Source organism: Rhodococcus sp. IEGM 1351 (assembly GCF_030056875.1).
GTDB classification, from domain to species: Bacteria; Actinomycetota; Actinomycetes; order Mycobacteriales; family Mycobacteriaceae; genus Rhodococcus_F; species Rhodococcus_F opacus.
The window spans coordinates 126,768-149,352 of sequence record NZ_JASHKU010000006.1; the positions used below are offsets into that span (position 1 = coordinate 126,768).

Below are 22,585 nucleotides of genomic sequence, written 5' to 3' on the forward strand. Positions count from 1 at the left end.
ACCCCCGCACGGCACCTGGGCCGAGCCAGGCGTCCCCCTATGCGGTGGTGACGTCGGGTGGGTCGGGAAGGTCGACGCCGAGAACGAAGTCGAGCCAGATGAGCGCGTCGGCCAGGGTTTCCGCGCGCATGGTGAGGTCGAATTGTCGCTCGGCCGCGGTGAGAGACCGCTCCACTTCCGCGTGATCCTCGGCGAGGACGGCCGACACTGTCCGCAGCACCCACCGCGCCGATGCCGGTAGGGCGTCGACGTCGACGTAGCCGCCGTCCGTGAAGCGGAGGTCGAGGATGAACCTCTCCCCTGGGCCCGCGGCGCCCAGACGCGCGATGACCACGCCGACGATGGCATCGACGACCCAGGCGAGCACGTCGCCGTATTTCGGCCGCTCTCCGTCTGGGTGCGGTTCGGCGCACACTCGGGATATCTCGAACGAGAACCGGGCGGCGTCGCGGTCACCGACCAGTTGCATCAGCCGACCGCCGAGAGCTGCGGCCGTCGGGCTGGTGGGGCGGCCTGCGTTCGATCCCATACTGGAGAGTGCCCGGCCCCGGGAGCAGCCACACAGGCTGCCGTCACGCTCGTGCGCACATCACGGGCTGTTCCGGCAGCGTCGCAGTTGGCCGGACAGGTACCGCTTGGCGCGGCGATGTCCACCCACGTGGTCGAGTTCGGCGTCCAACGCGTTCAGGAGGGTCGCGAGCAGGCTCGACTGCGGGGCCCAACCGTGTCGGCTCCGGCACTGCGCGAGCCAGTCGACCGGACCGGTATGGCCGCGGTCCGCGTTGCAGCGCCGACACGCGGCGGCCTCGTTGGCTGTGATGCTGGGGCCACCCTTGAGTCGTGGCACGAGGTGCTCGGTGGTCGGCGGAATCAACGGTCCGAAACGACGACCGCACCACAGGCATCGTCCGCCCTGCCGGTCGACGGCGAGGGCGAGTCTGGCGGTGCGGTCCACCCGTCGATCGTGACCGATCCGTTCGCCGATGGCCAGTACTCCGCCGGCACACAGGCCGAGACCAGTTTCGCTACCTCTGCTCCTCCGGCCTTGGGTGTCGTGAACGGAAGCACGAGGCGGGACCGGTGCGCGGCGTCCCGGTAGATCTTGTGGGTGACCGGGCGGCCGACCGGCAGATGGAAGGCTTCGGGTGGCAGTAGTGCGTTATGCGCGTCGGCCGGCGGTTCGTTGTTCGAGAGCTCCACCGTCAGAGAGTGTCCCGGTCGGAACGTCGAGGCAAACGGGTAGAGGCGCAGCACGTACTCCTCGATCGTCCCGGGCTCGACCGGCACAGCGCGGCTATGCGGGTGGTGCGGGTTGCCCTCGGTGGTGCGCTCATCGAGTTCGTGGTGCGACGCCTCGAGGTAACCGGACATGATCAGCTGTCGCTTGCCGTCGGGAGCGGAATCCCACAGATGCAGAACGAAGTTCGGGTCGGAAAGGGATACTCCGCGACCGCGATCGACGACATCGCCGCCGCCGCCAAGCCTGATCTCGTCACCGTATATCGTCTGGCCAGTCAGCCCATACCGCGTGGTGGCCCTCGCGAACGACCTCAGTGGTCAGAAAGCCTTGCTGCGTAGAGCGACTGGCAGCCTCGTAGGCACAATGCGAAAGGGAGTGGAGCAAGGACGGGAGCGGATGATCTTCGCGACCGAGGAACAATGCAATCGGCTGCCGAAAGGCAAACCGTTCCGGCGTAGGGCTCGGACAAGGCTCCGCTGCTCGCAACGCACTCCACGTGGAGAAATCATTCCATCTCCAGGCTGTTGCGTGGAATGGAGCCAAGTCTTTGGCTCCGCACCGGATGTCTCACTTTGCAACCGCGGCCTGCATGCCCCCGCACCGAAGATGTGGTCGCATGTGTGACGGAGATTTCGACCCCCTCCGGAAAGCGCGAGTACGTCGATCAGCATTCAAATTCGCGAACTAGGTAGGAATGTAGGCCGAGCGATCCGGTCCCAGTCTGATCGAGGAATCCGTCCGGTCGGTGCCGCCGGCGGCACGCGATGACTCGGTGCCGCCGACCGCAACGGTCGGGTCGCCTACCTGGGGCCCATCCGGATGGCGCCGTCGAGGCGGATGGTCTCGCCGTTGAGCATCGCGTTGTCGATGATGTGCGCGGCGAGGGCGGCGTATTCGGCGGCCTTGCCGAGCCGGGAGGGGTGCGGCACCTGCTCTCCGAGGGACTTCTGCGCCTCCTCGGGAAGCCCGGCCATCATGGGCGTTTCGAAGATTCCGGGTGCGATGGTGACGACGCGGATGAGGTGGCGGGCCAGTTCGCGGGCGATCGGCAGTGTCATCGCGGCGACGCCGCCCTTGGAAGCAGCGTAGGCGGGCTGACCGATCTGGCCGTCGAACGCGGCGACGGAGGCGGTGTCGATGATGACGCCGCGTTCCCCGTCGACGGGTTCGGTCTGGGCGATCTTCTCCGCGGCGAGGCGCAGGACGTTGAAGGTGCCGACGAGGTTGATGCGGACGACGCGTTCGAAGTCCGCGAGGGGAAGGGCGCCTGCCTTGCCGAGAACCTTGCCGGGCGTCGCAATTCCGGCGCAGTTGACCACCACGCGAAGGTCGCCGAGCGACGCGGCGAAGTCGATCGCGGACGTGACGTCACCGGCGGAGGTGACGTCGGCGGCCGTGAAGTAGGCACCCTTCCCGATCTCCTTGGCGGCGACTTCCCCGTCGGACGACGGGAGGTCCAGCAGCACGACCTGCGCGCCGCGCTCGTGCAGGGCCCGGGCGGTGGCGTTACCGAGTCCGGATGCTCCGCCGGTGACGACAGCGACGGCTCCATCGATCTTCACAAAGTTCTCCTCGAATAGGGTTGCGGCAGTGTGGGGAAACGGGGTTGTCAGGGGACACGCAGGATCAGGGCGTCGCCCTGTCCGCCGCCGCCGCAGAGGGCGACGGCACCGGTGCCGCCGCCGCGGCGCTGCAACTCGAGCGCGAGGTGCAGGGTGATGCGGGCGCCGGACATGCCGATCGGGTGGCCGAGGGCGATGGCACCGCCGTTGACGTTGACCCGGTCGGGGTCGACGCCGAGTTCGCGGGTGGAGGCGATCCCGACCGCGGCGAACGCCTCGTTGATCTCGATCAGATCCAGCTCGGCGGGCGAGATACCTTCCGCATCACAGGCTTTCGCGATGGCACCGGACGGCTGGAACTGCAGACCCGAATCCGGTCCGGCGACCATGCCGTGCTCGCCGATCTCGGCCAGCCAGGTCAGCCCCTCCGCCTCGGCGCGTTCCTTGCTCATCACCACCACGGCGGCGGCGCCGTCGTTGATCGTCGACGCGTTCCCCGCGGTGACGGTGCCTCCGTCGCGGAACGCGCCGCGCAACCGCGCCAGGGTTTCGACGGTGGTGTCGGGGCGGATGCCTTCGTCGCGGCGCAGCCAGGTGCTCTCACCCCTGCGGGCGGGGATCTCGACCGGGACGACCTCTTCGTCGAAGATCCCGTTGTCCCAGGCCTTCGCGGCCAGCTGGTGCGAGCGCGCCGCGAACGCGTCCTGGTCGTCGCGGGCGATGACGTCCTTGTCGTTGCCGGCCTCGGTGAGCAGCCCCATCGGCTGATCGGTGAATGCGTCGTGCAGCCCGTCGAGGGCCATGTGGTCGACGAGGGTGACGTCGCCGTACTTGAAACCGCCGCGTGAACCGGGCAGCAGGTGCGGTGCCTGGCTCATCGACTCCATGCCGCCGGCGACGATCACGTCGAACGCGCCGGACCGGATGAACTGGTCGGCGAGGATGATCGACTCGACCCCCGACAGGCAGACTTTGTTGATGTTCAGCGACGGGGTGCTCATCGGGATGCCGGCCTTCGCGGCGGCCTGACGGGCGGGCATCTGCCCGGCGCCGGCGGTGAGGACCTGCCCCATGATGACGTACTGCACCTGGTCCGGGGCCACACCGGCCTTGCCGAGCGCCGCGTCGATGGCGATGGAGCCGAGGTCGGCGCCGGAGAATCCGGCGAGCGAACCCTGCAGGCGGCCGATCGGGGTGCGGGCGCCGGCGACGATCACAGAGGTGGGCATGTGAGGAGGAGCCTTTCTCGGGGGTGGGTGCGTCAGTTCGCGGCGAGGGTACGGCTGATGACCAGGCGTTGAATCTGGTTGGTGCCCTCGAAGATCTGCGTGATCTTCGCTTCCCGCATGTACCGCTCGACGCGGAAGTCGCGGGTGTAGCCGTAGCCGCCGAGCACCTGGACGGCGTCGGTGGTGACCTTCATGGCGGCGTCGGTGGCGACGAGCTTGGCGACGGACGCGTTGCGGGAGTACGGCAGGCCGGCGTCGCGGCGACGGGCCGCGTCGATGTAGGTGGCGCGTGCCGAGTCGACGGCGGCGGCCATGTCGGCCAGCAGGAAGCCGAGTCCCTGATGGTCGATGATCTTCTTGCCGAACGCAGTCCGCTCCTGGGCGTAGGCGACGGCCTCGTCGAGGGCGGCCTGCGCGAGACCGACGGCGACCGCGGCGATGCCCAGCCGGCCGGAATCGAGTGCGCTGAACGCGATCTGCAGACCCTGCCCTTCCGCGCCGATACGTCGTTCCGCGGGCACGAAGGCGTCGTCGTAGTGCGCGGACGTTGTCGGCACGGCGTGCAGGCCCATCTTCTCCTCGGGCTTGCCGAACGTCAGGCCCTCGGTGTCCTTCGGGACCAGGAAGCAGGAGATCCCCTTCGATCCCTCACCTGTGCGGGCGAAGAGGTTGTAGAAATCGGCGATGCCGCCGTGGGTGATCCACGCCTTCGCGCCGTTGACGACGTACCCGCCGTCGGTCGCTGTGGCCTTGCAGGTCAGTGCGGCGGCGTCGGATCCGGCCTGCGGTTCGGACAGGCTGTAGGCGCCGATGGTGTTGCCGCCGAGCATCTCCGGGAGCCACTGCTGCTTCTGTTCGCCGGTGCCGAACGCCATCAGTGGGTGGCAGGCAAGGCTGTGTACGCTGACCGCGACCGCGACCGATGCCCAGCGGGCGGCGATCTCCTCGAGCACCTGCAGGTACACCTCGTACGGCTGCGCCCCGCCGCCCCACTCCTCCGGGTACGGCAGGCTCAGCAGTCCGGCCTCGCCGAGGGTGGCGAACACGCCTTCGGGGTAGGTCTCCGACTTCTCGTGCTCGTCGACGATCGGCGTCAGGACCTTGTCGGCGACGTCGCGCGTGAGCTGGATCAGGTCACGGGCTTCGTCAGTAGGCAGCAAGCGATCGACGGCCACGGTTTCTCCTCGAGAAGGCTACGGAAAACAGTACTGGATTACGCCCCAGGGTACTGATTGCGGAATAGTACTGCAAGGCATCGCCCAGTACTATTTCTGTCATGGAGCAGCCCACCCGACCCGGTTTCGCCACCCGACGGCGCACCCAGCTCTTCGACGCCCTCGTCGACCTGATCCTGGTCGAGGGGTTCGCCCACCTGACGCTCGACGAGATCGCGAACCGGCTGCGCTGTTCGAAGTCGACGCTGTACACCCTCGCCGGCAGCAAAGAGCAGCTCGTCCGAGCCGCTACCGTGCACTTCTTCCGCCGCGCGACCGACGACGTCGAGTCGCACATCGAGCCGATCGCCGGGGCCCGCGAGCGGATCACCGCCTACCTGTCGGCCGTGGGCACCGCCCTCTCGGCCGCATCCGACCAGTTCATGGCCGACCTCGACGCCTTCCCGCCGGCACGGGAGGTGTACGAACGGAACACCCAGTTCGCGGCTGGTCGGGTCCAGGAGTTGATCACCGAAGGCGTCGCCGGCGGGGACTTCCGCGACGTGCACGCCGCCTTCGCCGCCGACCTCGCCGCCACCATGATGGTCCGCATCCAGCAACGCGGGGTCCGCGACAGCACCGGACTCGACGACGCGCACGCCTACGCCGAACTCGCCGCGATCCTCACGGGCGGCATCAGCGCCTGAACCGTGTCACCGAGTTCGTGCGCCGAGTAGTTCCGCGGTTCTGCGCAACCGCATCAGCACCTGTAGATCGAGAGCCTTGTCGGGGTTGCGCCAGTCCGGGCCGAGGAGGCGGTCGATCGCGTCGAGACGCTGGTAGAGGGTGTTGACGTGCACGCCGAGACTCGCCGCGGTCGCCGAATGGTGGCGTCCGTGAGCCAGATACTCCGACAGTGTTTCCAGCAGTGGCACTCCGCGTTTGGCCTGCTCCGCCATCAGCGGCCCCAGTTGGGCCTCGGTGAGTTCGTCGAGGTGCTCGCGCGCCATGTGACTCAGCAGGATCCGGTAGATGCCCAGGCCGCGCGCGGACGAGACGTCCCCCGCGCGTCCCAATGTGTCGAGCACGTCGACGGTCTGCTGGGCTTCGACGTAGGCCTGCGCGAGCGCCTTCGCGCCACGCGCCGGCTCCGCGATTCCGATCGTCGCGTCGAGCCGTCCGGCGGTGAATACCGCCTGGACGGAGGCGGAATCCTTGGCGGGCACGACCGCCAGTGCGCGGGAACCATGCTCCGCGGCAACGGTTCCCGAAGGGAACGCGAATGTCCCGAGGGCGGTACGGACCGTATCCGGGCCCGTGGCGATCGCCACGGCGACGCAGTACGTCGTGTCGGGGTTGAGCCCGGCCAACCGCAGTTGGCGGCGCTCGTCCTGTGCGGTCGCGGCGGGATGGGTCAGCAGGTCGACGAGAAAGGCATCCCGTGCACGACGCGTCGCCTCCCCGGCGGCACGTTCCTCGGCGAGCGACAGCGCGATCGCGGGTGCCGCACGTTCGAGCAGGAGACGCGTGGTCGGCTGCCCGGCTCCCACGCACAGGAGGGCGCCGAGCATCTCGCCGGCCGCCGCGACACGCTGTGCGACCACCTCGCCGCATTCGGCGTGGTCCTTCCCTCCCGCCCGAAGCTCACGGACCGCCGCCGACACGTCATCGGCATGCGGCATCAGTTCCACGGGCAACGCGGACTCGTCCTGCACGAAATAGGCCGGTTGCCGGGAGAGCTGCGCGACCTCCTGCACCAAACGCTGCACTCCCGCCCCGAGCAGCACCACCTGAGTCAGCGTCCGATCCCACTGCAGTATCTGTTCGAGCTCGATTGTGCGCTGCGATAATTCGGCGTTCACCGATTCGAGCCGTGCGACGGTGTCTCGCTCACGTTCCAACGAGCGAACATTCTCGATCGCGATCGCTGCATGGGCTGCCAGCGCCGACAGCAGCGCGATCTCGGATTCGGTGAAGGCCCGCTCCTGACGCTTGCACGCGAACAGGGCACCGATGACGCGGTCGGCGACGCGCAGGGGCACCCCGAGCAGGCCGCGCATGTTCTCCGACCGCGCTGCGCTGTCGGCTCCGGTGATGTGCCGGAACGCCGGTTCGCTCTGGTAGTCGGGTGTCCACTCCGGTGCGGACCTGCGGACGATCAGGCCTACGAGTCCTTCGTCCAGGGACAGTCGGATTCCGACGAGGTTCGGGGTCAAGGCCCCGCTGGTGACCTCGATGACGAATTCCTCGTCGTACACCGATCCCATGTAGGCGAGATCCACACCGAGAAGTTGCCGCGCCTGATCGACCACTTCCTGCAGCAACACCCGGTCGTAGCGGACCGTCGTCAACCGGACGGCGATGTCGTTGAGCGCCGCCAACTCCCTACTGCGCTGTTGGCGCTGGTCGAGCTGCGCGCGGAGCCGGAGTGCGGCGTTGGCTTCGCGTTCGACCGCGGCCCTGTCGGACGCGCCGGATTCCTCGATTAGCGTGCGCCGGAGGACATCGAGTTCGTCGATGGGTGCGTCGTCGAGAAGCAGCTCCATCCAGCCGCGATCGGCAGTACTCACTGGTGCCTCCATCCACGGATTCCTGGATTTGATAGATGAAATCTACATTGGCCGAGATCCAGATCACAGCTAGATTCGAGACATCACCTTCTCGCCCGCAAAGGACCGGTTTTCGCCATGCTGATCGATGCACTGTTGGCATCCCTTCCCGCGGATCGCGTCGTGCGCGACCCCGACGTCGCCGCGAAGTACCAGCACGACGAAGCCGAGTGGGCGCCGTACGCAGCACCGCTCGCGGTCGTCAGGCCCCGAACGGCCCTCGAAGTCCAGGCTGTTGTGCGCGCCTGCCTCGACCACGACACCGGCGTCGTCACCCGGGGCGCCGGGACCGGTCTGTCCGGCGGAGCGAACGCGACCGACGGCTGCGTCGTCCTCGCACTCGAGGGCATGAACGCGATCAAGGAAATCGATCCGCTCGAGCGGTATGCCGTCGTCGAGCCCGGCGTGGTGAACGATCATCTCCGCGCCGCGTGCGCCGAACACGGACTCTGGTATCCGCCGGATCCGGCCAGTTCACCGTGGTCGACGATCGGAGGGAACGTCGCCACCAACGCGGGCGGACTGTGCTGCGTCAAGTACGGCGTCACCCGTGACTACGTGCTCGGCATGCAGATCGTGACCGGCACCGGTGACCTCGTGCGCCTCGGACGCAAGACCGCCAAGGGTGTGGCCGGTTACGATCTGGCGGGCCTCATGGTCGGATCCGAGGGAACGCTCGGCGTCATCACCGAAATCACCGTCAAACTGCGACCGCTCCAGGACCCGCAGCGCACGGTGGCCGGCTACTTCGATTCCATAGTCGACGCGGGCCGGGCCGTCAGCGCGGTGGCCGCGGCGGGGCTCACCCCGTCGGCGCTCGAACTGGTGGACAAGCAGTGCCTCATCGCCGTCGACGCGTGGAAGAAGATGGGATTGTCGGTGGAGGCGAACGTCGTTCTGCTCGGCCGCATCGACACCGCGGGAGTTGTCGGCGACCAGGAAGCGGAGAAGATGCTGTCGTGCTTCGAGGAAGCCGGAGCCACCTGGTCTGCCGTCTCCACCGACCAGGAGGAAGCCGACGCGTTGTTCGCTGCGCGTCGTCTGGCCTACCCCGCGATGGAACGACTCGGACCGGTCCTCACCGAAGACGTGTGCGTGCCGAAACGGGCTGTCCCCGAGATGCTTGCGCGCATCGAACAGATCGGCATCGCCCACGAGACCACCATCGCCAACATCGCACACGCCGGCGACGGAAACCTGCACCCGCTGCTGATCACACCCCGCGACGACGAGGCGGCCCGCGCCCGTGCACAGGCCGCGTTCGCGGACATCATCGACGCGGCACTGGAACTCGGCGGCACGGTCACCGGCGAGCACGGCGTCGGTCTACTGAAGATGGACGGCCTCGCCCAGGAACTCGATCCGGTCGTCCTCGGCATGCATCGATCGGTGAAGAACGCCCTCGACCCGCGCGGAATCATGAACCCCGGGAAGATCTTCTCGTAAACCACCCCGAGCACCAACGCCTGTCACGCACGCTTTTCGGCCGAGCGGGACACGGCGGTCCGACCCATGCCCACTCCTCAGAAAGTCGAGTCACACATGTCCTCTGTACTGCAGAAACCCGAGATCGAGGCGAGGGTGGTCCGGAAGGTCGCCCGGCGGCTCATTCCGTTCCTCGGCCTGGCCTACTTCGTCAACTATCTCGACCGGACCAATATCGGGCTGGCGAAGCTGACGATGAGTGAGGAGCTCGGACTCACCGAGACCATGTTCGGTCTGGCCTCCGGGCTTTTCTTCATCGGATATCTCCTGTTCGAGGTGCCGAGCAATCTCGCGCTGCACAGGTTCGGGGCGCGCCGGTGGATCGCCCGGATCATGCTCACGTGGGGAATCATCGCGGCGGCCATGGCCTTCGTGCCCAATGCCGGCTCGCTGTACACGCTGCGCATGCTGCTGGGTATCGCCGAGGCGGGATTCTTCCCGGGTGTTCTGCTCTACCTGACCCTGTGGTTTCCCCGCGCCTATCGGGTCCGGCTGATGGGCCTGTTCCTTCTCGCGCTCCCGGTGTCGTCGGCGCTCGGAGCCCCGTTGTCGAGCGCCATCATCCAGTACTGGGACGGGTTGTTCGGACTGTCCGGGTGGCGGGTCATGTTCCTGATCGAGGGGATCCCGGCCGTCGTGCTCGCGGTGGTCACCTGGTTCTACCTGACGGACCGGCCCTCGCAGGCCACATGGCTGGACGAGGACGAAAAGGTGTGGCTCACTCGTGAACTCGAATCCGAGGCGACCGAATCCGGCTCTCACATCAGCGGCTCGGTACGCCGGGCGGTGACCGATTCCCGCGTCTGGATGCTGGGGCTCGTCTACTTCGGGATCACCTACGGGTTGTACTCGCTCAGTTTCTTCCTGCCGAGCATCGTCGCCGGTTTCAAGAAGACGTTCGACACCGACTTCTCGCTGTTCACCACCGGGTTGATCGTCGCGGTCCCGTTCGCGGTGGGTGCTGTCGCAATGGTGTTGTGGAGCAGACACTCCGACCGAACCGGTGAAAGGATCTGGCACGTCGCCATCCCCACCCTGATCGGAGCCGTCTCCATTCCGATCGCCCTGTACATGCAGTCGCCGCTCACGACGATGATCGCGGTGACCGTCAACGCGGTCGGTGTGTTCTGTGCCCTGCCGGTGTTCTGGTACCTGCCCAGCACGTTCCTCACCGGCGCGGGTGCCGCAGCAGGTATCGCGGTCGTCAACTCGGTGGGCAACATGAGCGGCTTCGGGGCCCCGTACGTCACGGGTTGGCTGTTCGATGCCACCGGTAATTCACGCGCAGGCCTGTGGGTCGTAGGGGCGGTCATGCTCGTCGCCGTGGTGCTGGTACTCGTGCTCAGATCGCGGGTAAGTCCCACTCGCAGTGCCGAAGACGTCGGCGGGGAGGTCGTCGCCGCACACCACTGATCCGAGAACAGGCGCTGCCGGGCGGTCGACGGCAGCGCCTTCGTCATTGCTCCTCGGCGATCCGCTCCAGCAGCGGCCGGGTTCGGTAGGGGATGGCGTCGCGCATCGCCACGGACACCGTGGTGCGCTCGATCCCGGGCACGGCGAGGATGAGGCCGGCGACCCGATACAGATCGTCGGCATCGACGGCGACCACGCCGATGTGCAGGTCCGCCGCTCCGGAGATGCCGACGACCTCCACAACCTCGGCGATGTCCCGCAGGTGCTCGATGACATCCTCGAGGCGATGCTGGTCGACCACCGCGGTGACGAACGCCTGCAGGGGGTACCCCAGATCGCGGGGTGACACGCAGCGGTCGACGGGTGCGAGCACTCGTTGCTCCTCCCAGCGAGACATCCTTGCTTGCACGGTATTACGTGCCATCCCCAGCAGGGAGGCCAATTGCACCCCGGTGGCGCGAGGGGCGTCGCACAGCGCGAGCAGCAGGCGGGCATCGGTCCGATCGAGTCTCGTCATGTAGCGCAGTATGCCAGAGGTCGAGACGTCATCTTTGCGCATTCTGCTTAATCTGCTCAACATCACTTGCGCATGATGAATCCTGATGATTGTGTGAATACAACATTCTGATCGACCCGGTCACTCGCGGGCGGCGAGCTCTCCCGGTACATCACTTTCGGAGGTTTTCGTGTTCGACAATGACGATGTGGTGCAGCTGGTGACTGAAAACGGTGCGCGAGTGGATCATCCGGACTACTCCCGGTACGTCGACGATGTCGACATCACGTCGGTACGCGCGCTGTACGAAGACCTGGTCGTGGTGCGGCGCATCGACGCGGAGGCGACCGCGCTGCAGCGTCAGGGCGAACTGGGACTGTGGGCTCCGCTGCTGGGGCAGGAAGCGGCGCAGGTCGGATCGGCGCGCGCCCTCCGTCCGGACGACTTCGTCTTCGCCAGCTACCGCGAACACGGAGTCGCGTACTGCCGTGACGTCGATCCCACCCACATGCTCAGGTTCTGGCGAGGGTCGACGCACTCGGGCTGGAACCCGTTCGAGTACAACATGACGACCCCCGCGATCATCGTCGGCGCGCAGGCACTGCACGCCACCGGGTATGCGATGGGCATGCAGTTCGACGGCTCCGACGGCGCCGCGATCACCTACTTCGGCGACGGCGCCACCAGTCAGGGCGACATCTCCGAGGCCTTCGGGTTCGCCGCGAGCTTCAATGCCCCCGTGGTGTTCTTCTGCCAGAACAACCAGTGGGCAATCTCCGAACCGGTCAGCCTGCAATCGCGGGTGAGTATCGCCGCGCGGGGCCGGGGCTTCGGTGTTCCCAGCGTGCGCGTCGACGGCAACGACGTCCTCGCCGTGATCGCCGTGACCCGGGCCGCGCTCGAACGGGCACGGGAAGGCAGCGGACCCACCCTGATCGAGGCGGTCACCTACCGGATGGGCCCGCACACCACGTCCGACGACCCGTCCCGGTACCGCCCCGCTGCGCTCGACGAGGAATGGAAACGCAAGGACCCCCTCGACCGCATCCGCGCCCTCCTCGAGTCGGCGGGCGCGATCGACGACGACTACCTCGCCGCCGTGCATCAGCGCGCCGACGGCACCGCCGCGGCGTTGCGCCGCGGATGCCTCGAGACCGTCGAACCCGAGCCGATGTCCTTGTTCGACAACGTGTACGCCGAACCCCATCCCCTCGTCGACGAAGAACGCCGCCAGTTCGCCGCCTACCTCGACAGTTTCGAAGGAACCGACGCATGAGCACAGTCATCTCCGCGGCCGCCCCGACCACGCTTCCGCTCGGCAAGGCCCTCAACGCCGGCCTGCGCCGCGCCCTCGAGAACGACCGGAAGGTCGTGCTCATGGGGGAGGACATCGGCAAACTCGGCGGTGTCTTCCGCATCACCGACGGACTGCAGAAGGACTTCGGTCCCAACCGCGTCATCGACACGCCGCTCGCCGAATCCGGGATCATCGGCACCGCAGTCGGTCTCGCGATGCGCGGTTACCGACCGGTGTGCGAGATCCAGTTCGACGGGTTCATCTACCCCGGCTTCGACCAGATCGTCTCGCAGGTAGCCAAACTGCACTACCGCACGAGCGGCAACGTCAAGATGCCGATCACCATCCGCGTCCCGTACGGCGGTGGCATCGGTGCGATCGAGCATCACTCCGAGTCGCCGGAGGGGTACTTCGCCGCGACCGCGGGTCTTCGCGTCGTCACCTGCAGCACCGCCGCCGATGCGCACACGATGATTCAGCAGGCCATCGCGTCGGACGATCCGGTGCTGTTCTTCGAACCCAAGCGTCGGTACTGGGAGAAGGGGCAGATCGACCCGGTGGCCGAGGCGAGTCCACTGCACAAGGCCCGCGTGGTCGTACCGGGCACCGACGCCACCGTCGTCGCGTACGGGCCGCTCGTGACAACTGCACTGCAGGCCGCGAAAGTCGCTGCGGGCGAGGGTAGGTCGATCGAGGTGATCGATCTGCGGTCCATTTCCCCGCTCGACGTCGACACCGTCGCCGCGTCCGTGCAGCGCACCGGACGCCTGGTGATCACCCACGAGGCGCCTGTGTTCCTCGGGATCGGTGCCGAAATCGCGGCCCGCATCAGCGAGCGCTGCTTCTATCACCTCGAAGCACCGGTGGCCCGCGTCGGCGGCTTCACCGTCCCGTATCCGCCGGCGAAACTCGAAGAGCATTTCCTGCCGGACGTCGACCGCATCCTCGACGCCGTCGACCGCACCTTCACCGCGTAGGACCAGGAGTTCGCCATGCCCACTGTCAAGACATTCCTGCTGCCCGACCTCGGCGAGGGCCTCACCGACGCCGAACTGCTGACCTGGCTGGTGAAGGTCGGCGACACCGTGACGCTCAACCAGGTCATCGCCGAGGTCGAAACGGCGAAGGCGTCGGTGGAGTTGCCCTCGCCCTACGCCGGAACGGTGGTCGCGTTGCACGCCGAGGAGGGGACGACCGTCGACGTCGGCAGCCCCTTCATCGACGTAGCGGTCGCCGGCGAGGACCCGGCGGACGCGCCCGAGTCGACCGCTGCTGCGGCCCCGGCAGAGCGGACCCCGGTCCTCGTCGGGTACGGCGTGGCCGAAGACTCCTCGAGCCGGCGCCGGCAACGGCGTCCGGCGGCGGGAACCCGACTCGACGACACCGCGGCGCCGGGCACGTCGCGTCCGTTGGCCTCACCGCCGGTGCGGTTCGCCGCGAAGCAACACGGAGTCGACCTCAGCGAGGTCGACGCAACCGGGGTGCACGGTGAAGTCACCAGGGACGACCTCGAACGCCACCGCACCGCCACCCCGGTGACGACGTCGGCGGCGACGGTCCCGCCGGACGCCGACGAGGAACGCATCCCGATCAAGGGCGTCCGCAAGCACACTGCCGCAGCGATGGTCCGAAGCGCATTCACCGCCCCGCATGTCACCGAGTTCGTCACGGTAGATGTCACCCCGACGATCGACCTGCTGACACAGCTACGCGAAACGAAGCACTTCACCGACGTGCGCCTGACACCGCTGACGTTGGTGGCCAAGGCATTGCTCATGGCTCTGCGCACCAACCCGACCCTGAATTCGTCCTGGGACGAGGACTCCCAGGAGATCGTCCTCAAACGCTCCGTGAACCTCGGCATCGCGGCCGCCACCCCGCGCGGGCTGATGGTGCCGAACATCAAGAACGCACACACCCTCGGTCTGCGCGACCTCGCGATCGCCCTGTCGGATCTGACGAACACGGCGAAGGAGGGCAAGACCGGCCCCGCCGATCTCGCCGACGGCACGATCACGATCACCAATGTCGGCGTCTTCGGTGTCGACGCGGGTACGCCCATCCTCAACCCCGGCGAGGCGGCGATCCTGTGCTTCGGGGCGATCCGCAGGCAGCCGTGGGAACACCAGGGCGAGATCGCGTTGCGGTCGGTCACCACACTGAGCCTGTCGTTCGACCATCGACTGGTCGACGGTGAGCAGGGATCGAGATTCCTCGCGGCCATCGGTCAGATCCTGTCGGACCCGTTGACGTTGATCGCGCTCAGCTGAAGTCCTGTTTATTTCGACCTTTCCGGCACGTCCCATGGCGTGCCCGACCGAGGGAGTTCCCCATGTCCGACCAACCGGACGTCCTGATTCTCGGCGGTGGATCCGGCGGGTACGCATGTGCCTTCCGCGCCGCGCAACTGGGTAAGACCGTCACCCTGATCGAAGAGGACAAGGTCGGCGGCACCTGCCTGCACCGAGGGTGCATCCCCACCAAGGCGCTCGTGCACGCCGCCGAGGTCGCCGACACCGTCACGCACGCGTCGGCCCTCGGTATCGGTGCGACGCTCGACGGGATCGACCTCGGCGGTGTCCACGCCTACAAGAACGCGACGGTCGAACGCCTGTACAACGGCCTGCAGGGGCTGGTTCGCGGCCACAAGATCGAGGTGGTGCACGGAACCGGCCGCTACGGCGGAGGCCGCACCGTGCACGTCGGCGATCGCACGATCACCGGCACGTCGCTGGTGCTCGCGACCGGCTCGCAGGTCCGGAGCCTGCCCGGACTCGAGATCGGTGGCCGCATCCTCACGAGCGACGAGGCACTGACGTTTCCCGAACTTCCGAAGCGCGTCGTCGTACTCGGCGGCGGTGTCATCGGGGTCGAGTTCGCCAGCATCTGGGCATCGTTGGGTGCCGCCGTCACCATCGTCGAAGCGCTGCCCCGGCTCGTCGCCGCAGAAGACGAGTGGTCCTCGAAGCAACTCACCCGGGCCCTCCGCACACGCGGCATCACCATCATGACCGGCACCCGATTCGCGAAGGCGGTCCAGGACGAGAGCACGGTCAGCGTCACGGTGGAGTCGGGCGACACGATCGAGGCGGACCTGCTGCTCGTCGCGGTCGGCCGCGGACCCCGGACCGCCGACATCGGACTCACCGAGAACGGCGTCGCACTCGACCCCCGCGGTTTCGTCGCGGTCGACGACTCTCTGCGCACCTCGCAGCCGGACGTGTACGCGGTCGGCGACATCGTGGCCGGTCCGCAACTCGCGCATCGCGGATTCCAGCAGGGCATCTTCGTCGCGGAAACGATCGCCGGCCTGAGCCCGGCACCGGTCGAGGACAGCGGCATCCCCCGGGTGACGTACTCCAACCCGGAGGTCGCGTCGGTCGGGCTCACCGAAGACCAGGCCCGCGAGCGGCACGGAGACGTCGCCACCGTCGTGTACGACCTCGCCGGCAACGGCAAGAGTCAGATCCTCGGAACCAGCGGCGGCGTCAAACTGGTGCGTGCCGGAGCCACGGAGGGACCGGTCGTCGGAATCCACATGGTCGGCGAGCGCGTGGGCGAACTCATCGGCGAGGCGCAACTGATCGTCAACTGGGGCGCGTACCCCGACGAAGTCGCCACCCTCGTGCACGCGCACCCCACCCAGGCAGAAGCGCTCGGCGAGGCACACCTCGCTCTCGCGGGTACACCACTGCACAGTCACAGCTGATCGCTGGCCGACCTCGCTTGCCGCACCCGTCGCCGGCTGAAGCCTTTCACAATCCTGCAGTCCAAAACGTCTCGAGCTTCTCGGCCGTGATCACGGTGCCGAAGTTCTGTGCGACGACGGACACCGAAGCGTCGTGGGCTGTTCGGCTGTAGGTGGCGGCGCAGTCTTCGACGAGCGAAACCCAGTATTCGTGAAACAGCGCGCTACGCAGACTCGACTCGACACACACCTCGGTGGCGACCCCGGTGAAGAGCAGGGAATCGATGCCGAGGGAACGCAGGGTGAGGTCGAGGTTGGTGCCGACGAAGGCGCTGAACCGGTTCTTCGTGATCACCACGTCGCCGCCCTGCGGAGCGACGGCGTAATAGTCTGCCCCGGGTGTTCCTGTGCGGCAGGTAATTCCGGTGCGTGCCGCGTCCGGCCCCTCGCCGATGCGGCCGAGCCACTGGGGTGTATCGGTGGTTTCATCGTGCAGGGTACGTACGAAGATCACCCGGACCCCGGCCGTGCGCGCGGACGCGACGAGGTGATCCAGGCGCGGTGCCATCGCCACCGGGGCGGTCACGTCGAAGCCCTTCTGTGCCAGCGACCCGTCGGGAGAGCAGAAATCCTTCTGCATGTCGATGACGATCAGTGCGCACCGGGCGGGGTCGTAGCGGAACGGGACCGAGCTCATTTCGTGGTGTCCTTCCCTGTCAGGGTTGTGCGGAAATCTTGTTCGGCGTTGAGCCGCTACCAGATGACGACGGCGGCTCCGGTAGCCAGCAGCAGTCCGGCCATCACCGGGACGACGAGATGGCGGACCAGTTCGGCAACCGGTATCCGGCAGAATCCGGCGACCACCACCAGCGACGACCAGATCACGAGAGTTCCCCCGCCCGTCCATGTGGCGCCGTTCTGGGCGATGGCAGCCAAGGTCGCGGTGTCCATTCCGGACTGCGGTGCCAGCGCGGCAGCCAATCCGCCGGTGAGGGGTAAGCCCGCCCACCCCGAACCGTCGAGACCGACCGCCATACCGATGAAGAGCATGCTGAGCGCGACGAAGACGCCGTTGTCGGGGATGTACGGCTGCACCCGTTCGACGGTGTCGAAGAGGAAGGCCGGACCGGTGGTGTCGTCGTCGAGTCCGAGAATGGCGCCCGAATAGTCGGGAATTCCGATGTACACGAAACCTGCGACGGGAAGGATGATGCCCATCGCCTTGAATGCGTACGACAGACCATCGATGAAGTGGGTGGCGCAGAATTCGAGCGCATCGGAGCGTCGTGAGGTGACGGTCACGAGGGCCATCAGGATGACTGCCGTGCCTCCCACCAGAGACGCGCCCGCGCCGTCCTCCCAGGGGACGAGATCGGTGAAACGACCGACCAACATGTAGACCAGGACGGCGACGAACGCGGCAGGCACGCCGATCGCCCACGCACGGGTCAGAGTCGGGCGATCGGTGATTCTCGTTCCGTCGTCCTCGAACCCGGGCAGTTCCTCGTCGAGCACGTCCGTGGCGGTGGGTGAGACCGCGACATCCGGGCTCGGCGCGAAACCGGCAGCCGGGCCGGCGGGCGTGCCACCGACACCGCCGGGGGGATGCCCGGTTCCACCGATCGGGTCGGTGCCCGGAACCGCGTCCGTACGCATCCTGCGGCGGACGGTCAGGAAGTAGGCGAGCACCGCCGCAGTGATACCGACGATCAATGAGATCACCAGGGCACGATCGGCGATGTCGTCGGCGGGAACGCCCGCGCCGCTCGCGGAAATCGACGGCGCAAGACCGATCACGTAGTCGGAGGCGATCGACATCCCCTGGCCGGAGATCGCGAGAACCACCGCAGCTCCGAGCGGTGGCAGACCCACCTTGATCGCGGCAGGAAGCAGGACCGCACCGATCAGGGCCAGTGCCGGGGTCGGCCAGAAGAACAGCGAGAGAAAATAGGTGAAGACGAACAGCACGATGTACGCGACGCGACCATTGACCATCCACCGACTGACGGGGCGGACCATCACCTCATCGGAACCGATCGCTCGCATCGCCGCGAGCATCGAGGTCACCGCCGCGATGACGATGAAGATCTCGAACAGCGCGGTGCCGGAAGTGATGGTGGCCCGGAACACCGACATGATGGCATTCGGGACGCTGCCGCTGTACGCAAGTGCCGTGGCAAATGTCGCGAGTACCGCGGGGATCATGACGTTCTTGCGTAGTGCCATGGCCACGATCAGAGAAGCAAGGCCGACTAAGAACACGATCTGCGCAGCGCCCACGTGCGACTCCTTGTATCGAACTACTTGCGGCGAGTACCTCGGAAGTGTGCGGGTGAGGACGGCCGAGTCATGACCGTTGTCGGGTCACGACGCGGGGCACCGCAGCCCGGTTGTCGCATGATCCTCGCCTTCCTTTGATGTGTCGTCAACGTCAAAGTGACTATGCGAGAGCCGATTCGATGTGCAAGGTGCGCAGAAAATGACAACCGCGTTTCGGCTTCGGCGGGTCGTGTGAACGATTACAGTATTCTGCGGCTTCGCGGGCCGAGAACGGCGCCGGAGACCTCGCGACTAACCGCACGTGCAGGCGCACGACGAGCCGCTCGTGTCCGAGGAAGAGGGGGGGCGTCCCCGGACACGAGCGGCGGACGGTCTCCCGGCCGAGGGGGACCGGTCAGGGGACCTGGCTGCCACTCGGGGCCGTCGATCCCGGGGCAGCGTGGATGCGGGGTACCCGCCGACGTGCGGGGCTACTCGCTTCGGGCAGGAAAAGTTTCGCCCGCGTGACGACGCTGCCCGCGGCAGTCTGACCTGCGAAGATCATCCGTCACCCGGGCGATCCCGCCGGACGCGCCCGAGAGCGCACGGCGCCGGGAACGACTGGGCGGGTGTTTGGTTGTGCGTAACATCATCGTCCAGGGGCACAACCAGAAAACACTCTGCCTACGTGGGTCGTAGGTCGGGCATCGGATGGGGGCCGTCGGCGATATCCTTGGGTATCTCCTCGAGAGGCCAGCGGTGGTGCACTTCTTCGACAGTGGCTCGGACCGGAAGAATCGATCCAGTCGATGACTGACATCGATCCCTTCGCGACGCAACGCGACGCGTCGGGTTCGGTCACGGCCGATCTGGCAGCCGCCGGATTCGAGGACGCACACGAGATCGGCCGCGGCGGTTTCGGCGTCGTCTACCGCTGCACCCAAGCGGCGCTCGACCGCACGGTGGCAATCAAGGTCCTCACCGCAGACCTCGACGAGCAGAACCGGGAACGATTCGTCCGCGAGCAGCGCGCGGCGGGCCGGCTGACCGGACACCCCAATGTCGTCAATGTCCTCCACGTCGGCGTCACCGACAACGGTCGGCCGTATATCGTCATGCCGTACCACGCCCAGGACTCCCTCGACGCGCGGATCCGCCGCCACGGCCCACTCCCACTGGATGAAGCCCTGCGACTCGGGGTGAAAATGGCCGGCGCCCTCGAGACTGCCCACCGCCTCGGGATCCTTCACCGCGACGTCAAGCCCGGGAACATCCTGCTCAGCGATTACGGCGAGCCAGCGCTGTCAGATTTCGGCATCGCCCGTATCGCCGGCGGATTCGAAACCACCGCCGGCGTCGTGACGGGTTCGCCGGCGTTCACCGCCCCCGAGGTGGTGACCGGCCAACCCCCGAGTGCTGCCGCCGACGTGTACGGCCTCGGTGCCACGTTGTTCGCTGCGATGACCGGTCACGCCGCCTTCGAACGCCGCAGCGGGGAGCAGGTGGTGGCCCAATTCCTGAGGATCGCCGCCGAGCCTGGTCCGGACCCACGGAAGCACGGTGTTCCCGAGGACGTCAGCGCGATCATCGAACGTGCCATGACCGGCACCCCGGAGGACCGCCCCTCCGCTACGGAACTTGGTCAGCAACTCCGAGCATCCCAACGTCTCCATGGGTTTCCCGTCGACGAGATGGCACTGCACGCCGAAGCGGGAGCCGTGCAGCCACAGGAGAACGTGAGGGTGCCGCCGCCTCACCAACTCGTCTCCCATGCACACGACTTCTTTCGCGAAGTGACAAGTTTCGTCGGACGCCGCAATGAAGTAGCCGCCGTCAAGGCGCGTCTGTCGGATTCTCGGATAGTGACCCTCACCGGATTTGGTGGGGTGGGGAAAACCCGGCTGGCATGCCGCGTCGCCTCGGAAGTGCGCAGAACCTACACCGACGGCGTCTGGTTTGTGGATCTCGCCGCGATCTCCACTCCAGAACTTGTCGTCAGCGCGATTACCGAGGCGCTCGACATCCGAGACGGAATGACTGCGGACGGTAGTCACTACCTGTTCGAATTCCTCGGTAGAAGACATGCACTGATCGTCTTGGACAACTGCGAGCACTTGATCGAGGCGAGCGGAAGCGTCGCGGCCGACATTGTTCGGCGGTCGGACCGTGTGGAGATCCTGGCAACCAGTCGGGAGCCTCTCGGTGTGCTGGGTGAGGCCGTGTTCGAGGTACCCCCCATGCCGGTCCCCGAGGAAGCTCAACTCGCCGACGGACAGAACGCCAAGAGCTTTCATTCCGAGGCGGTCGATCTTTTCGAGCAACGCGCTGCAGCCGTCGTCCCCGGATACACCCTCGACGATGAGAGCCGCCTGGAGGTTGCCCGCCTGTGCCAGCGGCTGGACGGCATCCCTTTGGCTATCGAACTCGCAGCGGTCCGGATCAGGTCCCTACCCCTCGACCGCGTCCTGTCGCGCGAGGGCGCACTCTTCGAAATTCTGACGCGAGGAAACCGCGGCGGACCGGTGCGGCATCAAACGCTGCGTGGCGCCATCGATTGGAGCTTCAATCTGTGCTCGCCGGAGGAACAAGTCCTGTGGGCGCGGCTGTCCGTCTTCGCGGGCGGATTCGATTTCGATGCGGTCGAGAGCGTGTGCACCGATCCGAACATCGTTTCGGACGCGTTTGACCTGATTTCCAGTCTTGTCGAAAAATCGGTCATTTCCACCGTTCAATCCGGATCCACAGTCCGATACAAACTGTTGGAAAGCATCAAGGACTACGCGGCCGAGAAACTTGCCGAGCAACGCGACGCGGACACGTGGCGCAGGAATCATCGAGACTATTTCCTGCATTTGGCCGAACTCAGCGAGAGCCAGTCACTGGGGTCAGGTCAGCTGGTATGGAACCGTCGTCTCCGGCACGAGCGGGCGAATCTGCGGGCGGCGCTGGAGTACTGCCTGTCCACCCCCGGCGAGGCGCGAACCGGTCTCCGGATGGCGGGTGCACTGTGGTTCTTCTGGAACGCGAGTGGCCTGCTGCGCGACGGGCGGTACTGGCTGACCCGAGCCTTGGAGACCGACCAGGATCCGAGCAGCGAGAGGGCGAAAGCGCTCTGGGTGATCGCGTGGAACGCCATGGTTCAGGGCGACAACCCGACCTCCAAGCAGTATTTGCTGGAATGCAGCGCCGTCGCGGAAGCGATCGGTGATCGAACCGCCCAGGCGTTTGCAGTTCAGTTCCGGGGTGCGGCGGAGATGCTCGGAAACGGAAATCTCGACGTCGCACTGGAGAACCTCACTGCCGGCATGGCACTTCACGCAGAGTCAGGGGAGGTCAATTCCCTGACACTGCTGGGCGGCGCTCAGCTCGCGTTAGTGCACTGCCTGTCCGGGAACCTGGAACAATCCCTTGCCTGGGCGGACGAAACCGTCGCCTCAGGTAAGTCGCTGAGGGAGCACTTCTCGACGTCATGGGCGCTGTGGGCCCGCGGACTTGCCCTGTGGACCCAGCGCAAGTACCCGCAAGCTTCGGACTCGTTGAAAGAATCGCTCGAACTGAAGCAGTCACTGAGTGACTGGTTGGGTGTGAGTACATGCACCGAAATTCTGGCGTGGATCGCGATCGAGGAAGCAAACCCCGTCCGATCCGCCCGCCTGCTCGGTATCGGGCGCACCCTGTGCGGCGAGATGGGAAGCTCCCCACTTTTCGGAAACGACACGCTGATCCGCACACGGACTCGTTACGAACAACGCACCCGCCAGCTGCTGGGTGACTCTGCGTTCGAGAAAGAATTCCGGGCCGGTGAACGCCTCGAACACCTCGCGTCGATCGAATTCGCGCTGCAAAAGCGCACGTCCCAGCCCGCAGCGGCGGCCACTCCTGCAGCGAAGGTGAAACTCACACCTCGTGAGAAAGAAGTGGGAAAGCTGGTGGCCGAGGGACTGACGAACAAGGAGATCGCGGAAAGGTTGGTTATCTCGCCCCGTACCGCCGAAGGACATGTAGATCGCATCCTCACGAAGACCGGACACCGATCCCGCGCGCAGCTTGCCGCCTGGATCGCCCGCGAGGAGAGCATCGAGTCCCGAAATCCGTAGTTCGGGCAGTGCCCCCGCTGCGTTGGGTGCGGACCCGGGCTGAACTCAGCGAGGGC

At 66.6% G+C, this 22,585-nt stretch carries 17 protein-coding genes and 1 pseudogene; 8 read left to right on the top strand and 10 right to left on the bottom strand.

Going from position 1 to position 22,585, the window contains the following annotated elements; translation table 11 throughout:
* Positions 1 to 37: 37 nt before the first annotated feature.
* The 6 genes and pseudogenes from QM806_RS12570 to QM806_RS12595 all read right to left on the bottom strand — a co-directional run bounded on the left by QM806_RS12570 (position 38) and on the right by QM806_RS12595 (position 5,206).
* Positions 38 to 529 (bottom strand): hypothetical protein, encoded by a 492-nt coding sequence (locus QM806_RS12570; RefSeq protein ID WP_005567917.1) that lies wholly within the window; start codon positions 527 to 529, stop codon positions 38 to 40.
* A 60-nt stretch (positions 530 to 589) separates the two neighbouring features.
* Positions 590 to 955, bottom strand: a complete 366-nt coding sequence (locus QM806_RS12575) for an HNH endonuclease (protein WP_043790354.1) — start codon at positions 953 to 955, stop codon at positions 590 to 592.
* Positions 956 to 1,050: 95 nt separating this feature from the next.
* Positions 1,051 to 1,431 (bottom strand): annotated as a pseudogene (locus QM806_RS41365) (CocE/NonD family hydrolase C-terminal non-catalytic domain-containing protein); the annotation flags it as partial.
* A gap of 609 nt (positions 1,432 to 2,040) precedes the next feature.
* Positions 2,041 to 2,802: an SDR family NAD(P)-dependent oxidoreductase gene (locus tag QM806_RS12585; protein WP_005567922.1), complete on the bottom strand. Its 762-nt coding sequence runs from the start codon at positions 2,800 to 2,802 to the stop codon at positions 2,041 to 2,043.
* A gap of 47 nt (positions 2,803 to 2,849) precedes the next feature.
* Complete coding sequence (locus tag QM806_RS12590; protein WP_005567924.1) at positions 2,850 to 4,031, bottom strand: acetyl-CoA C-acetyltransferase; 1,182 nt, start codon at positions 4,029 to 4,031, stop codon at positions 2,850 to 2,852.
* 32 nt (positions 4,032 to 4,063) lie between these two features.
* Positions 4,064 to 5,206, bottom strand: coding sequence for an acyl-CoA dehydrogenase family protein (locus tag QM806_RS12595; RefSeq protein WP_283291573.1), 1,143 nt, complete (start codon positions 5,204 to 5,206; stop codon positions 4,064 to 4,066).
* Between the two features lie 101 nt (positions 5,207 to 5,307).
* Here QM806_RS12595 and QM806_RS12600 point away from each other — a divergent pair, with 101 nt between their 5' ends.
* The gene (locus QM806_RS12600) at positions 5,308 to 5,892 is read left to right on the top strand and encodes a TetR/AcrR family transcriptional regulator (protein ID WP_005567928.1); all 585 of its coding nucleotides are present in this window, start codon (positions 5,308 to 5,310) and stop codon (positions 5,890 to 5,892) included.
* Between the two features lie 6 nt (positions 5,893 to 5,898).
* Here the strand turns inward: QM806_RS12600 and QM806_RS12605 are convergent, their stop codons facing one another.
* A complete protein-coding gene (locus QM806_RS12605; RefSeq protein ID WP_269591030.1) occupies positions 5,899 to 7,767 on the bottom strand; it encodes a helix-turn-helix domain-containing protein in 1,869 nt (622 codons plus the stop codon).
* Positions 7,768 to 7,872: 105 nt separating this feature from the next.
* On the opposite strand from QM806_RS12605, the gene QM806_RS12610 reads away from it, so the two are divergent.
* Both QM806_RS12610 and QM806_RS12615 read left to right on the top strand, forming a co-directional pair.
* Positions 7,873 to 9,240, top strand: a complete 1,368-nt coding sequence (locus QM806_RS12610; protein ID WP_269591029.1) for an FAD-binding oxidoreductase — start codon at positions 7,873 to 7,875, stop codon at positions 9,238 to 9,240.
* Positions 9,241 to 9,336: 96 nt separating this feature from the next.
* Positions 9,337 to 10,692 carry an MFS transporter gene (locus QM806_RS12615; protein WP_120660146.1) on the top strand — a complete coding sequence of 452 codons (1,356 nt, stop codon included), beginning with the start codon at positions 9,337 to 9,339 and terminating at the stop codon, positions 10,690 to 10,692.
* Between the two features lie 43 nt (positions 10,693 to 10,735).
* On the opposite strand, the gene QM806_RS12620 is transcribed toward QM806_RS12615, so the two are convergent.
* Positions 10,736 to 11,209 (bottom strand): Lrp/AsnC family transcriptional regulator, encoded by a 474-nt coding sequence (locus QM806_RS12620; RefSeq protein WP_025433548.1) that lies wholly within the window; start codon positions 11,207 to 11,209, stop codon positions 10,736 to 10,738.
* A gap of 169 nt (positions 11,210 to 11,378) precedes the next feature.
* Here QM806_RS12620 and pdhA point away from each other — a divergent pair, with 169 nt between their 5' ends.
* The 4 genes from pdhA (at position 11,379) to lpdA (ending at position 16,194) form a co-directional block, all read left to right on the top strand.
* Complete coding sequence (pdhA, locus tag QM806_RS12625; RefSeq protein WP_210460587.1) at positions 11,379 to 12,464, top strand: pyruvate dehydrogenase (acetyl-transferring) E1 component subunit alpha; 1,086 nt, start codon at positions 11,379 to 11,381, stop codon at positions 12,462 to 12,464.
* Positions 12,461 to 13,462, top strand: a complete 1,002-nt coding sequence (locus QM806_RS12630; protein ID WP_210460586.1) for an alpha-ketoacid dehydrogenase subunit beta — start codon at positions 12,461 to 12,463, stop codon at positions 13,460 to 13,462. Before pdhA ends, QM806_RS12630 begins: the two co-directional genes overlap by 4 nt.
* 15 nt (positions 13,463 to 13,477) lie before the next feature.
* A complete protein-coding gene (locus QM806_RS12635) occupies positions 13,478 to 14,755 on the top strand; it encodes a dihydrolipoamide acetyltransferase family protein (RefSeq protein WP_269591027.1) in 1,278 nt (425 codons plus the stop codon).
* A gap of 62 nt (positions 14,756 to 14,817) precedes the next feature.
* Positions 14,818 to 16,194 (top strand): dihydrolipoyl dehydrogenase, encoded by a 1,377-nt coding sequence (gene lpdA, locus QM806_RS12640; protein WP_133985673.1) that lies wholly within the window; start codon positions 14,818 to 14,820, stop codon positions 16,192 to 16,194.
* A 46-nt stretch (positions 16,195 to 16,240) separates the two neighbouring features.
* Here lpdA and QM806_RS12645 read toward each other — a convergent pair whose 3' ends face one another.
* Positions 16,241 to 16,870 carry a cysteine hydrolase family protein gene (locus QM806_RS12645; RefSeq protein ID WP_210460583.1) on the bottom strand — a complete coding sequence of 210 codons (630 nt, stop codon included), beginning with the start codon at positions 16,868 to 16,870 and terminating at the stop codon, positions 16,241 to 16,243.
* A 56-nt stretch (positions 16,871 to 16,926) separates the two neighbouring features.
* Positions 16,927 to 18,453 carry a permease gene (locus tag QM806_RS12650; protein ID WP_283291582.1) on the bottom strand — a complete coding sequence of 509 codons (1,527 nt, stop codon included), beginning with the start codon at positions 18,451 to 18,453 and terminating at the stop codon, positions 16,927 to 16,929.
* 788 nt (positions 18,454 to 19,241) lie between these two features.
* Here QM806_RS12650 and QM806_RS12655 point away from each other — a divergent pair.
* On the top strand, positions 19,242 to 22,529 hold the full coding sequence (locus QM806_RS12655; protein ID WP_283291584.1) for a protein kinase domain-containing protein: 3,288 nt from the start codon (positions 19,242 to 19,244) through the stop codon (positions 22,527 to 22,529).
* Positions 22,530 to 22,585: the final 56 nt, after the last annotated feature.

What these genes read in the sequence shown, in the direction of transcription:
- QM806_RS12570 (WP_005567917.1), bottom strand. Translation starts at nt 529, where the DNA reads ATGGGATCGAACGCAGGCCGCCCCACCAGCCCGACGGCCGCAGCTCTC.
- QM806_RS12590 (WP_005567924.1), bottom strand. Translation starts at nt 4,031, where the DNA reads ATGCCCACCTCTGTGATCGTCGCCGGCGCCCGCACCCCGATCGGCCGC.
- QM806_RS12600 (WP_005567928.1), top strand. Translation starts at nt 5,308, where the DNA reads ATGGAGCAGCCCACCCGACCCGGTTTCGCCACCCGACGGCGCACCCAG.
- QM806_RS12605 (WP_269591030.1), bottom strand. Translation starts at nt 7,767, where the DNA reads ATGGAGGCACCAGTGAGTACTGCCGATCGCGGCTGGATGGAGCTGCTT.
- QM806_RS12610 (WP_269591029.1), top strand. Translation starts at nt 7,873, where the DNA reads ATGCTGATCGATGCACTGTTGGCATCCCTTCCCGCGGATCGCGTCGTG.
- QM806_RS12615 (WP_120660146.1), top strand. Translation starts at nt 9,337, where the DNA reads ATGTCCTCTGTACTGCAGAAACCCGAGATCGAGGCGAGGGTGGTCCGG.
- QM806_RS12620 (WP_025433548.1), bottom strand. Translation starts at nt 11,209, where the DNA reads ATGACGAGACTCGATCGGACCGATGCCCGCCTGCTGCTCGCGCTGTGC.
- QM806_RS12630 (WP_210460586.1), top strand. Translation starts at nt 12,461, where the DNA reads ATGAGCACAGTCATCTCCGCGGCCGCCCCGACCACGCTTCCGCTCGGC.
- QM806_RS12635 (WP_269591027.1), top strand. Translation starts at nt 13,478, where the DNA reads ATGCCCACTGTCAAGACATTCCTGCTGCCCGACCTCGGCGAGGGCCTC.
- lpdA (WP_133985673.1), top strand. Translation starts at nt 14,818, where the DNA reads ATGTCCGACCAACCGGACGTCCTGATTCTCGGCGGTGGATCCGGCGGG.
- QM806_RS12645 (WP_210460583.1), bottom strand. Translation starts at nt 16,870, where the DNA reads ATGAGCTCGGTCCCGTTCCGCTACGACCCCGCCCGGTGCGCACTGATC.
- QM806_RS12655 (WP_283291584.1), top strand. Translation starts at nt 19,242, where the DNA reads ATGACTGACATCGATCCCTTCGCGACGCAACGCGACGCGTCGGGTTCG.